The sequence below is a fragment of the Pseudomonas stagnisoli genome (genome assembly GCF_048595745.1).
GTDB classification, from domain to species: Bacteria; Pseudomonadota; Gammaproteobacteria; order Pseudomonadales; family Pseudomonadaceae; genus Aquipseudomonas; species Aquipseudomonas alcaligenes_A.
In genome coordinates, this window is record NZ_CP184361.1 from 941,446 (window position 1) to 954,252 (window position 12,807).

General features: G+C 65.8%; 9 protein-coding genes. 6 read left to right on the top strand and 3 right to left on the bottom strand.

Annotation, left to right across the window (positions count from 1 at the left end):
• Positions 1-50 precede the first annotated feature (50 nt).
• A complete protein-coding gene (locus ACOAPY_RS04520; protein ID WP_465155243.1) occupies positions 51-2,081 on the top strand; it encodes a methyl-accepting chemotaxis protein in 2,031 nt (676 codons plus the stop codon).
• Between the two features lie 61 nt (positions 2,082-2,142).
• On the opposite strand, the gene ACOAPY_RS04525 is transcribed toward ACOAPY_RS04520, so the two are convergent.
• Genes ACOAPY_RS04525 through ACOAPY_RS04535 form a run of 3 tightly spaced genes read right to left on the bottom strand, consistent with a single transcriptional unit; the run spans position 2,143 to position 7,013 of the window.
• Positions 2,143-2,922, bottom strand: a complete 780-nt coding sequence (locus tag ACOAPY_RS04525; RefSeq protein ID WP_465155245.1) for a TatD family hydrolase — start codon at positions 2,920-2,922, stop codon at positions 2,143-2,145.
• Positions 2,923-2,965: 43 nt separating this feature from the next.
• Positions 2,966-3,640 carry a response regulator gene (locus tag ACOAPY_RS04530; RefSeq protein ID WP_465155247.1) on the bottom strand — a complete coding sequence of 225 codons (675 nt, stop codon included), beginning with the start codon at positions 3,638-3,640 and terminating at the stop codon, positions 2,966-2,968.
• Positions 3,615-7,013 (bottom strand): ATP-binding protein, encoded by a 3,399-nt coding sequence (locus tag ACOAPY_RS04535; protein ID WP_465155249.1) that lies wholly within the window; start codon positions 7,011-7,013, stop codon positions 3,615-3,617. Before ACOAPY_RS04535 ends, ACOAPY_RS04530 begins: the two co-directional genes overlap by 26 nt.
• A 383-nt stretch (positions 7,014-7,396) precedes the next feature.
• On the opposite strand from ACOAPY_RS04535, the gene urtA reads away from it, so the two are divergent.
• The 5 genes from urtA to urtE all read left to right on the top strand — a co-directional run bounded on the left by urtA (position 7,397) and on the right by urtE (position 12,652).
• Complete coding sequence (urtA, locus tag ACOAPY_RS04540) at positions 7,397-8,629, top strand: urea ABC transporter substrate-binding protein (protein ID WP_061905356.1); 1,233 nt, start codon at positions 7,397-7,399, stop codon at positions 8,627-8,629.
• 201 nt (positions 8,630-8,830) lie between these two features.
• The gene (gene urtB / locus ACOAPY_RS04545; RefSeq protein WP_169919770.1) at positions 8,831-9,748 is read left to right on the top strand and encodes an urea ABC transporter permease subunit UrtB; all 918 of its coding nucleotides are present in this window, start codon (positions 8,831-8,833) and stop codon (positions 9,746-9,748) included.
• A 133-nt stretch (positions 9,749-9,881) separates the two neighbouring features.
• Complete coding sequence (urtC, locus tag ACOAPY_RS04550; protein WP_076580360.1) at positions 9,882-11,054, top strand: urea ABC transporter permease subunit UrtC; 1,173 nt, start codon at positions 9,882-9,884, stop codon at positions 11,052-11,054.
• Entirely contained in the window at positions 11,051-11,815 is a 765-nt protein-coding gene (gene urtD, locus ACOAPY_RS04555) for an urea ABC transporter ATP-binding protein UrtD (protein WP_061905354.1), read from the top strand. The genes urtC and urtD overlap by 4 nt, the downstream gene beginning before the upstream one ends.
• Before the next feature lie 147 nt (positions 11,816-11,962).
• On the top strand, positions 11,963-12,652 hold the full coding sequence (gene urtE, locus ACOAPY_RS04560) for an urea ABC transporter ATP-binding subunit UrtE (protein ID WP_142136558.1): 690 nt from the start codon (positions 11,963-11,965) through the stop codon (positions 12,650-12,652).
• Positions 12,653-12,807 lie beyond the last annotated feature (155 nt).

Below are 12,807 nucleotides of genomic sequence, written 5' to 3' on the forward strand. Positions count from 1 at the left end.
CAGCCTTCTCCCGGCTGGCATACAACAATAATGGCAACAGGAGACGTCTAGTGAATAGCGTGTTGTACCCTGCCATCGCGCTGATGAACCGCCTGAGCTTCGGCATGAAGTTCAGCCTGATCAGCGTGCTGTTCTTCCTGCCCATGCTGGTCACCAACTACTACTTGGTGCGCGAATCCTACGACGCCTTCGTCGATACGCGCACCGAGCTGCAGAGCCTGGAGCTGCTCAAGCAGAGCCAGAAGATGCGGCAGGAGCTGGAGCGGCTGAACGATCTCTACGAGATCAATGCGGTGCTCGGCCAGTCCGGCGAGGCGGACAAGCTCGCGGCACTGATCGCGCCTCTGGAAAAGAGTATCTCCGAGACCCTGAACGCCTTGACCTCGCCCAGCGATGACGCGCAGAAGATCGAGGAGTTCAATGCCCAGCGCGACGCCATCAAGGCGGCGCTCGACGCGGTTGCTGCCGAGTCGTCGCTGCGCAGCAAGGCAGGTCTGGTGGTCAAGGCGCTGGACAACGCCGAAGTCTTCATCAAGTTCGTTGCCAGCCAGTCCGGCCTCAGCCAGGACAGCGACCTGACCGTGCGGCAGATGGCCGAGTTGCTGACCACGGCCACGCCGCCGGTGACCGAGGCGCTGAGCAAGGGGCGTGCACTGGGTTCTTACTCGCTCGGCCAAGGGATTCTCGGCTCTTCCGACAGCACCAAGCTCGACGAAATGCTCGCCCAGCTGGAGCAGTTGCACGCCGAGTACGGCTTCAAGCTGCAGAGTGCGCTGGATGGCAATGCGCGTGCGCGCAACGAGCTGAGCACGGCAGCCGAGGCCAGCCGTGCCTCGCTGACGGAGGTCAGCGGGGTACTGGAAGAGCAGCTGCTCATGGCCGACAGCCTGGACGCGCCGTGGCAGGGTTTCTTCGATCAGCTCAGCACCGCGATCGACAAGACCTACACCTTCAACGACCAGATGCTTGGCTTCCTCGACCACGAGCTGAGCCAGCGTCTGGAGGGCAAGCGTACGCAGATGGTGCTGCTGGTGGTGGCCCTGGTGTCTGTGTTCCTCGCCATCGGTTACCTCTATGGCGCGTTCTACGTTTCCACCCGCGCCACCCTCAAGGGCTTTGGCAGCACGCTCAATAAGGTGGCTGCCGGGGATATGACGGTGAGCGTCAACGTGCGCAGCCAGGACGAGCTGGGCGAGCTGGGCGAGGTTTTCAACGGCACCGTGGCGAAGATCCGCGACCTGATCGACCTGGTCGGCCAGACCGTGGTCGAGGTGGAGCGCCAGGCGGACCGCGTCGAGCTGGTGTCCGGCGAGAGCAGCCAGGCCGTGACTGCCCAGCGCGGGCAGATCGAGCAGGTCGCCACGGCAATGAACGAGATGTCCGCCACTGCCCAGGAGGTTGCGCGCAGCGCAGCTGCGGCGGTGAGCAGTGCGCAGAGCGTCAACGACGAGACGGTCAGCGGTCGCGCCATGGTCGAGTCGCAGGTTGGCAGCATCCAGCGTCTGGCCAGCGAGATCGACCAGTCGGTCGGTGTGATCAACCAGCTGGCGGCCGACAGTGCGGCGATCAGCCAGGTGCTGGATGTGATCAAGGGTATCGCCGGACAGACCAACCTGCTGGCTCTGAATGCCGCCATCGAGGCCGCGCGTGCCGGGGAGCAGGGTCGCGGCTTCGCCGTGGTGGCCGACGAGGTGCGCAACCTGGCCAAGCGCACCCACCAGTCCACCGAGGAGATCGAGCAGATGATCGGTCGCCTGCAGAGCGGCGTGGGCGCCACCGTGACCGCCATGAACGGCAGCCACCAGATGGTGGAGAACACCGTCAACCAGTCGGCTCAGGTGCAGCAGGCGCTGGAGAATATCCTCGGCGCGGTCGGCATGATCGTCGACCAGAACCAGCAGATCGCCGCCGCCGCCGAGCAGCAGACCGCCGTGGCCCACGATATCGACATGAACATCGTCGAGATCAACCAGGCCGGCGAGCGCACCGCCGAAGGCGCGGTGCAGACCGAACAGGCCAGCCGCCAGCTGTCCGATCAGGTGGCGCGGCTCAAGGAGCTGATCAGCGCGTTCCGCGTCTGATAAGTCCTGTGCAATGTGCAAGGCCCGCCATTTGGCGGGCCTTGTTGTTTCCAGGGCTACCTCAGTCCCAGCCGAACAGCTCGGCGGCATTGCGGCTGCTGACGGCGGCCAGCTCTTCAGGCGTCACCCCGCGCAGTTCGGCCAGTGCCGCGCAGATGTCCGGCAGGTGTTCGGGGCTGTTGCGCAGGCCGGGGTACATGGCCGGGGCCATGTCCGGCGCGTCCGTCTCCAGCACGATGGTATCGGCCGGCAACTGCGCCACCACCTTGCGCAGGCGCAGGGCCTGCGGCCAGGTTGGCGCGCCACCCAGGCCCAGCTTGAAGCCGAGGCGCAGGTACTCGCGGGCCTCCTCGTAACTGCCGGCGAAGGCGTGGATGATGCCGCCGCGCTTGAGCCGGTGGCGCTTGAGCGTGGCAATGGTGGCGGCATGGGCGCGGCGTACATGCAGCAGGGCGGGCAGCTCGAACTCTGCCGCGAGCCTGAGTTGGGCCTCGAACAGCTCCTGCTGGCGCTGACGGTCGAGCGTTTCGATGAAGTAGTCCAGGCCGAATTCGCCGACCGCACACAGCCGCGGGTGGTCGGCCAGGCGCTGCAGCCAGGCGTGCAGCTCGTCCAGGTGCTCGGGGCGGTGCTGGTCGAGGTAGACCGGATGCAGGCCGAAGGCGGCATACAGGCCGTCGTGTGCCTGCACCAGGTCCCATAGGCGCTGCCAGTTGGCCTGGTACACGCCGAGCACCACCAGTTTCTCCACACCCAGCTCGCGGCTGCGCTGCAGCAACTCGGCGCGATCGGCGTCGAATTCGGGAAAGTCGAGGTGGGTGTGGGTGTCGATCAGGCGCATGGGCGCAGCATCGGCGATTTGCCGGCCCTGCGCCAGCCCTGCCTCAGGCCCGCTCGGCCATCGCCGCCAGGGCTACCGAGGTGGCGGCGGTGCGGGTTTCCACGCCGAGCTTCACGTAGACGTGCTCCAGGTGCTTGTTCACCGTGCGCGGCGACAGGCCGAGGATGTCGCCGATGTCGCGGTTGGTCTTGCCGCAGGCGACCCAGCGCAGCACCTCGACCTCGCGTTCGGTGAGCTGGAAACGCGCCGAGAGGGTGGCCTGGGCCGGTGCGTCGTTGAGGGTCGGCGCGGCGGCCGGGGTCTGCCTGGCAGCCTGGATCAGGCGGGCGGTGCGCAGGTGCGCGCCGACCCGCGCCAACACCTCGTCGGTCTGGATCGGTTTGGTCACGTAGTCGCTGCCGCCGGCGGCGAAGCCTTCCACCACGTGCTCGCTGTCGGTCAGCGCGGTCATGAACAGTACCGGGATATCGGCGCTTTCCGGCGCGGCCTTGATTCGTCGGCAGGTCTCGAAGCCGTCCAGGCCGGGCATCATCGCATCGAGCAGGATCAGGTCGGGACGCCGGCGCTGGATGCGGTTCAGTGCGCTCTGTCCGTCCAGTGCCACCAGCACCATGTAGCCCTGGGCGTCGAGGGCGTCGGAGAGCAGGGCGAGGTTGTCCGGCGTGTCGTCGACGATCAGCACGGTGCCGCGCTCAGCAAGCGGCGTGGCTGCATTCATGTTCGGCCTCCTTGAGTTGATGGTTGAGTTCGTCCAGGCGGAAGCCCTTGGCCAGGGCCCGCAGGCGTTGGGTGAAGGTGGCGCATGCCGGCGTCTGCTGCTCGATGCTGTCGAGCTTGTCCTGGATGCCGCGCATGTAGCCGAGCGCCGCCAGCTCGCGCAGCTCGGCCAGTTCGCTGGCGCTGGGCAACACTTCGATCAGCGGCGCGGCGCTCTCCAGTTCGGCCGTGCGGTGCAGCCACTGCAGGCCCAGTTGCTGCTGGATGCGTTCGAGCAGCGCCGGGGTATGCACCGGCTTGGCCAGGTAGTCGTTGCAGTACGCGGCGATACTGCGCTCGCGGTCGTCGGCGAAGGCGTTGGCCGAGATCACGATGATCGGTGCCTGGCAGGCGGCGTTGCGGCGGATCAGGCGGCTGGCCTCGAAACCGTCCATCTGCGGCATCGACAGGTCCATCAGGATCAGGTCCGGGCGCATTAGCGCGGCCTGACGGATGGCCTCCTGGCCGCTGGCCGCCTGTTCCACGCGAAAGCCCAGCGGCTCCAGCATGCCCGCCAGCACGCGGCGGTGCTCCAGGTGGTCGTCCACTACCAGTATCAGCCGGCGCGGGCCCTCGTAGCCGATGATGTCGTGGGCCACGTGCACCACCGCCTGCGGCACGCGCACCTCGGAGAGGAACAGGCGCACCTGGAAGCGCGTGCCCTTGCCCGGTTCGCTGTGCACCGACAGCTCGCCCCCCATCAGCGCGGTGAGCATGCGGGTGATGGTCAGGCCGAGACCGACGCCGTTGTCCTGGCGCATCAGATCGCCGCGCTCGAAGGGCTGGAAGATGCGTTCGATCTGCTGCGGGTCGATGCCGATACCGGTGTCGACGACCTCGAAGCAGGCGGTTTCGCGCAGGTAACCGACGCGCAGGCGCACCTCGCCCTGCTCGGTGAAGCGTACGGCGTTGCCCAGCAGGTTGATCAGGATCTGCCGCACGCGCTTTTCGTCGCCGCGTACCACGGCCGGGATGCGTCCGGCCGTCTCCAGGCGAAAGGCCAGGCCCTTCTCGGTGGCCTGCGGGGCGAACATGCGCTCAAGCTGGTGGATGAACTCGGGGAATGGGATTTCCGACAGCTCCAGGTGCAGCTTGCCGGCCTCGATCTTGGCCACGTCGAGCAGGCCGTCGATCAGCGACAGCAGGTGCGAGCCACTGCGGTAGATGGTGGCCAGTGCGTCCTGCTGACGTTCGCTCAGCGCATCATCGCGCTGCAGGATCTGCGTGTAGCCGAGGATGCTGTTGAGCGGCGTGCGCAGCTCGTGGGACAGGCCAGTGACGTAGCGGCTCTTCGCCGCATTGGCGTTCTCGGCCTGCACCTTGGCTTTCTGCAGCGCTTCGTCGGTCTTGCCGTGGGCCTCGATCTCCTGCATCAGCAGCAGGGTCTGGCGGTCCGATTCCTGTTGTGCCACCTGGCGGCTCTCGCGGGTCAGGACGATCCACCAGGCGAGCATGCCGGCGAACAGCGAGAGGGTCAGGAAGGCCTTGAGGAAGGCCTGGTACAGCGTCTGCTGCACCTCCGGCGAGTGCGGCACCAGGCCGTGCGAGACCTGGCTGTAGATCAGCGCCAGGGCACCGAACAGCATCAGCACCAGCAGGCTGAGAAAGCCCAGGTACTGCGCCAGGCGGCTGTGCAGGCGCGGAATGCTGGCCCAGGGCAGCAGCCAGTGCAGTAGCGCGTCGACCTGCTGGCTCAGGCGCCCGTGTGGCTTGCAGGCATCGCCGCAGCGCGCATCCAGCGAGCAGCACAGCGAGCAGATCGGCGTGCTGTAGGCCGGGCAAAAGGCCATGTCCTCGCTCTCGAAGCTGTTGTTGCACAGGCCGCAGCGGCCGGCGTGCTGCGCGTGCGGCGGGTGAATCAGGGTCGCCGTGCTGGTGCGCGCGATGTAGTAGCGCCCGCCGGTGTACCAGGCCAGCAGCGGTGCGCAGAGGAAGGCCGAGAACAGCGCCACCAGCGGCGAGGCGGCCTGGGGCAGGGCGCCGAACAGGCCGAAGTGGGCCAGCACCGAGAGCAGCGAGGCGATCAGCATGGCGCCGACGCCGACCGGGTTGATGTCGTACAGGTGCGCACGCTTGAACTCGATGTAGCGCGGCGACAGGCCCAGCGGCTTGTTGATCACCAGGTCCGCCACCAGCGCGCCGATCCAGGCGATGGCGATGTTGGCGTAAAGGCCGAGCACCTCCTCGATCGCCTCGAACACACCCAGCTCCATCAGCATCAGGGCGATGGCCACGTTGAACACCAGCCACACCACGCGCCCCGGATGGCTGTGGGTGACGCGGGCGAAGAAGTTGGACCAGGCCAGCGAGCCGGCGTAGGCGTTGGTCAGGTTGATCTTCACCTGACTGACGATCACGAACAGCACCATTGCGGCCAGGGCGAACTCGGGGCTGGCGAACACGTAGCCGAAGGCCACCAGGTACATCTGCGTGGGTTCGGCGGCACGCTCCATGGGGATCTCGTGCTGCAGGGCGAGGAAGGCGAGGAAGGCGCCGGCGAGCATCTTCAGCGCGCCGGGGATGATCCAGCCGGGGCCGGCCATGAGCAGCGCGGCCCACCAGCGTTTGCGGTTGTGCGCGGTCTTCTCTGGCAGGAAGCGCAGGTAGTCGACCTGCTCGCCGATCTGCGTGACCAGTGCCAGGGCCACGGTGCAGGCGGCGCCGAAGTGCAGCAGGTTGAAGCTGCCGGCCTCGCCCTCGCGCCCGGCGAAGCTGGTCCAGTCGCTCAGCGCCTCGGGATTCTTGGCGATGACGAACACATAGGGCAGCAGCAGCAGGAATATCCACAGCGGCTGGCTCCAGGTCTGCAGGCGGTTGATCAGGGTGATGCCGTAGGCCACCAGGGGAATGATGATCACCGAACAGATCACGTAGGCCAGCGCCAGCGGGATGTCGAAGTACAGCTCCAGCGCCAGGGCCATGATCGCCGCTTCGAGGGCGAAGAACAGGAAGGTGAAACTGGCGTAGATCAGCGAGGTAATGGTCGAACCGATGTAGCCGAAGCCGGCACCGCGGGTCAGCAGGTCCATGTCCACGCCGTAGCGCGCCGCGTAGTAGCTGATCGGCAGGCCGGTGAGGAAGATCACCAGGCTCACCGCGAGGATCGCCCACAGGGTGTTGGTGAAACCGTAGGACAGCGCCAGCGCGCCGCCGATGGCCTCCAGGGCAAGGAACGATACGGCACCCAGCGCGGTGTTGGCGATGCGCAGCTCCGACCACTTGCGGAACGCCCGTGGCGTGAAGCGCAGGGCGTAGTCCTCCAGGGTCTCGTCGGCGACCCAGCTGTTGTAGTCGCGGCGAATCTTGACGATGCGCTGGGTTCCGGTGGGTTGCACGGTTCGCTTCCTGATCGATGTCATGGTTGATCGCGCCGTCCCTGCGCCGAGATGTCTGTCGCGTATGCCCCGTATACCAGGGCTCCCCAGCCGCTCGGGGCGCGTCGACCTGAGCCGCCGCGAATCCCGCTACCGGCGTGGCTGCAACATCCATGCCCCCAATGGCGGCCCTTGCGCGCGTGCGCCCGGGCTTCTGTCTGGCTTCCTGCTTGCGTCCGAGAGTGCACCAGGGTGGTGCCGTGGCGCTGTACGTCAGATGACGTATGCGCTTACGTCATGCTGCGTATACCCCGGCGGGAGGGGCGCCCGCATTCTTGCGGCGAACCCGGAGCAGACCTGCGCAGACAGGCCGGCGACGATCCCACCGCACGAGGAGCACGACGATGGATGCACAACCGACCCGACTTCTACCCCGCCGGCTGGCGCTGGGCGCCGCCGCGCTCTCGCTGCTGGCCGCCAGCCTGTTCAGCCATGTGGCCAATGCCGAGGTGAACACCACCGGCCTGGCTGTGACCGACACCGAGGTGATCGTCGGCCAGCTGCACTCGGCCACCGGCACCATGGCCATCTCCGAAACCGGCTCGATCCAGGCCGAGCGCCTGGCCATCGAGCAGATCAACGCCTCCGGCGGCATCCTCGGCCGGCAGATCAAGGTGATCCAGGAGGACGGCGCCTCCGACTGGCCGACCTTCGCCGAGAAGGCCAAGAAACTGCTGGTCGGTGACAAGGTCGCCGCCGTATTCGGCTGCTGGACTTCGGCTTCGCGCAAGGCGGTGCTGCCGGTGTTCGAGAAGGAAAACGGCCTGCTCTACTACCCGACCTTCTACGAGGGGCTGGAGCAGTCGAAGAACGTCATCTACACCGGCCAGGAGGCGACCCAGCAGATCCTCGCGGGCCTGGACTGGATCGCCAAGGAGAAGGGCGCCAAGACCTTCTACCTGATCGGCTCCGACTACATCTGGCCGCGCACCTCGATGAAGATCGCGCGCAAGCACATCGAGAACGTGCTCGGTGGCAAGGTGGTGGGCGAGGAGTACTACCCGCTGGGCAACACCCAGTTCGGCTCGCTGATCAACAAGGTCAAGCTGAAGAAGCCTGACGTGGTCTTCACCGCCGTGGTCGGCGGCTCCAACGTCGCCTTCTACAAGCAGATGAAGGCCGCCGGCGTCACCGCCGCCAAGCAGAACCTACTGACCCTGTCGGTCACCGAGGACGAGCTGCTCGGCATCGGCGGCGAGAACATGGAAGGCTTCTACGCCTCCATGAAGTACTTCCAGAGCCTGGACAACCCGAACAACAAAGCCTTCGTCGAGGCCTTCAAGGCCAAGTACGGCCAGGACGCGGTCATCGGTGACGTGACCCAGGCCGCCTACCTCGGCCCGTGGCTGTGGAAGGCCGCGGTCGAGAAGGCCGGCAGCTTCGATGTCGACAAGGTCGCCGCCGCCTCGCCGGGTATCGAGCTGACCACCGCGCCGGAAGGCTACGTGAAGGTGCATGACAACCATCACCTGTGGAGCAAGACCCGCATCGGCCAGGTGCAGAAGGATGGTCAGTTCAAGGTGGTCTACGAGTCCGACCTGATCGAGCCGAACCCCTTCCCGAAAGGCTACCAGTAAGCCTGTGATGGGGTGAGGCGCGAGGTCCCTCACCCTAGCCCTCTCCCAGTGGGAGAGGGGACTGGGGCGGTGTCGCCGGTTTGCGCGGTGCCCTCCAGCCGACTCCGTATAACCCCCTCTCCCTTTGGGAGAGGGTAGGGCGACCCGCGTAGGGTGAGGGCAGAACCGCCCTTGCCATTCTTCCGCCAGAGGACCATCAACATGGAATGGCTATCGGAATTTGGTGCCATCGCGGCCATGCAGGGCTTCAACGGCTTGTCCGTGTTCTGCGTGCTGCTGCTGATGGCCCTGGGGCTGGCGATCATCTTCGGCCAGATGGGCGTGATCAACATGGCCCATGGTGAATTCCTCACCATCGGTGCCTACACCACCTTCGTGGTGTCCTCGCTGACCGAGCAGTACGCCCCGGCCTTCGGGCCCTACTACTTCTTCTTCGCCATTGCCCTGTCCTTCGTCATCGCCGGCGCCATCGGCTGGCTGGTGGAGTGGGCGATGATCAGCAAGCTCTACCACCGGCCGCTGGATACCCTGCTGGCCACCTGGGGCCTGTCGCTGGCCATGCAGCAGGCGTTCCGTTCGATCTTCGGTGCACGCGAAGTCAGCGCCACCCTGCCGGAGTGGCTGATGGGCTCGTGGAACCCCACCGAGACCATCGACATCCCGCGTAACGGCCTGTTCGTCATGGGCCTGACCATCCTGCTCACCGCCACCATCTTCCTGATGCTGTACCGCTCGCGTTGGGGCCTGCAGGTGCGCGCCACCATGCAGAACCGGGTGATGAGCCGCGCCGTGGGCATCAACACCAAGCGCGTCGATCGCATGACCTTCGCCCTCGGCTGCGGCGTGGCCGGCGTAGCGGGTGCGGCTTTCACCACCATCGGCTCCACCGGCCCGACCGCAGGTTCGCTGTACATCGTCGACACCTTCCTGGTGGTGGTCTTCGGCGGCGCGGCCAGCCTGTTCGGCACCATCGCCTCGGCGTTCACCATCGCCCAGGCGCAGTCGATCATGGAGTTCTTCATGAGTGGCTCGATGGCCAAGGTGCTGACCCTGTCGGCGGTGATTCTGATTCTGATGATGCGCCCGCAGGGGCTGTTCTCGATCAAGGTGCGCAAATGATGCGCAACGCTGTCACCCCTCTCCCGCCGGGAGAGGGGCCGGGGGTGAGGGACGGGCATCGCACTGCCGCCATCTCCCTCACCCTGGCCCTCTCCCAGAGGGAGAGGGAATGTTCAAGCATGAGGACCCGCATATGAACCCGACTCTCGACAAACTCCTGGGCGGCAAGCAGGGCGCCATCGGCCTGGCGGTGCTCGCCGCGCTGATCCTGGTGGTGTTCCCGCTGGCGCTCGACGCCTTCCGCCTGAACATGGTCGGCAAGTACCTGACCTACGCCTTCGTCGCCGTCGGCCTAGTGCTGTGCTGGGGCTACGGCGGCATCCTCAGTCTCGGCCAGGGCATTTTCTTCGGCCTCGGCGGCTACTGCATGGCGATGTTCCTCAAGCTCGAGGCCTCCGATCCGGAAAGCACCAAGATCCAGTCCACCCCTGGCATCCCGGACTTCATGGACTGGAACCAGATCACCGAGCTGCCGATGCTCTGGCAGCCGTTCCACAGCTTCGGCTTCACCCTGCTGGCGGTGATCGCGGTGCCGGTGCTGCTGGCTCTGGTGATCGGCCTGACCATGTTCAAGCGCCGCGTGGGGGACGTGTACTTCTCCATCGTCACCCAGGCCATCGCGCTGATCCTCACCGTGCTGATCATTGGTCAGCAGGGCTATACCGGCGGGGTCAACGGCATCACCGACCTGAAGACCCTGATGGGCTGGGACATCCGCACCGACGAGGCCAAGCTGATCCTCTACTTCGTCAGCGCCTTCCTGCTGTTCGGCTGCATCCTGCTGGCGCGCTTCATCATCGCCTCTAAGCTCGGCCGCCTGCTGCTGGCCATGCGCGACAAGGAAGAGCGGGTGCGCTTCTCCGGTTACGACGTGGCTAGCTTCAAGATCTTCGTGTTCTGCGTCGGCGCCGCCTTCGCGGCCATCGGCGGGGCGATGTTCACCCTGCAGGTCGGCTTCATGTCGCCGAGCTTCGTCGGCATCGTGCCGTCGATCGAGATGGTCATCTTCGCCGCGGTCGGCGGGCGCCTGTCGCTGCTCGGCGCGGTGTACGGCGCGCTGCTGGTCAACTTCGGCAAGACCTACTTCTCCGAGAGCTTCCCCGAGCTGTGGCTGTACCTGATGGGCGGCCTATTCATCGCCGTGGTCATGTACTTCCCCAACGGCCTCGCCGGCCTGTGGGACAGCCACGGCAAGCGCTGGCTGGCGCGCCTCAAGCCGAAGGCCAAGGCGCCGGTGAAGACCGAGCCGGTGGCCACACCGGTCGCCAAGGCCGCATCCACTCCCGAACTGGAGACCACCCCATGAGCCCTAATCCCGCTGGCTTCCAGATGCCCAAACCGGTGCTGGCCATCGAGGGCCTGACCGTGTCCTTCGACGGCTTCAAGGCGGTCGACGACCTCAACCTGTACATCGACCGCAACGAGGTGCGCGTGGTCATCGGCCCCAACGGCGCCGGCAAGACCACGGTGCTCGACCTGATCTGCGGCAAGACCAAGGCTACCGCCGGCAGCATCCAGTTCGAGAACCGTGAGCTGACCAAGATGCGCGAGTTCGACATCGTCCGCGCCGGGGTCGGGCGCAAGTTCCAGAACCCGTCGATCTACGAGAACCTGACGGTGTTCGAGAACCTGGAGATGTCCTACCCCAAAGGCCGCAAGGTGTTCGGCGCACTGTTCTTCAAGCGCTCGCGCGAAGTGATTGAGCGGGTCGAGCAGGTGGCGACCGAGATCATGCTCGGCGAGCACCTGCACCTGCAGGCTGACCTGCTCTCGCACGGCCAGAAGCAGTGGCTGGAGATCGGCATGCTGCTGATGCAGGACCCGCAGCTGCTGATGCTCGACGAGCCGGTGGCCGGCATGAGCGTCAGCGAGCGGGTGGCCACCGCCGAGCTGCTCAAGCGCATCAGTCAGGGGCGCTCGGTGCTGGTCATCGAGCACGACATGGAGTTCGTCAAGAGCATCGCGCACAAGGTCACCGTGCTGCACCAGGGCAAGGTGCTGGCCGAGGGCAGCATGGATGCGGTGCAGAGCAATCCCAAGGTCATCGAGGTGTACCTGGGGCACTGACAGCTCCCCTCTCCTTTCGGGAGAGGGGCCGGGGGTGAGGGGGATTCGCGCTGCACATCCCTCACCCTAACCCTCTCCCAGGGGGAGAGGGGACGGATTGCATGGCGCCCGGCTAATGGGCTGGGGTCTTCTGAAGGAGTATCGGCAATGTTCCAGATCAACAACCTCGTCTCCGGCTACGGCCAGAGCCAGATCCTCCACGAACTCAACCTCGACGTGGCGAAGAAGGAAATCGTCGCGGTGATGGGCCGCAACGGCATGGGCAAGACCACCCTGTTCAAGAGCCTGATGGGCGTGCTGCCGCAGTGGGGCGGGCAGATCAATATCGATGGTCAGGACATCTCCAAGCTGGAGACCCACCAGCGCGTCGAGGCCGGCATCGCCTACGTGCCGCAGGGGCGGATGATCTTCCCCAGCATGACTGTGCTGGAGAACATCCAGACCGGCCTGCCGGCCTCGGCCAAGGGCCAGGTGCCGGACGACCTCTACGCGCTGTTCCCGGTGCTGCAGGAGATGCGCCACCGCAAGGGCGGCAACCTCTCCGGCGGTCAGCAGCAACAGCTGGCCATCGCCCGCGCGCTGGCCACCAACCCCAAGGTGCTGCTGCTCGACGAGCCGACCGAGGGCATCCAGCCGTCGATCATCAAGGACATCGCCCGCACCCTGAAGGAGATCCGCAATCTGCGTGATCTGACCATCATCGTTTCGGAGCAGGTGCTGTCCTTCACCATGGAAATCGCCGACCGCTTTCTGGTCATCGAGAAGGGCAAATTCGTCATCGAGGAGGCACGCGACAAGGTCGACGAGGCGACCATCAGTCGTTATCTCTCCGTGTGATGGTCCGCTTTCGTAGCCCGGATGAAATCCGGGGCGGGTATCGAGGCCGCTCCCGGATTTCATCCGGGCTACGGGATTGATTTTCCGCTTTACGGCCGGCGTGTTCTCCATGCGCCGGCCGCTTTTTCGCGTCTGCGCAATATCCGCTGCAAGCC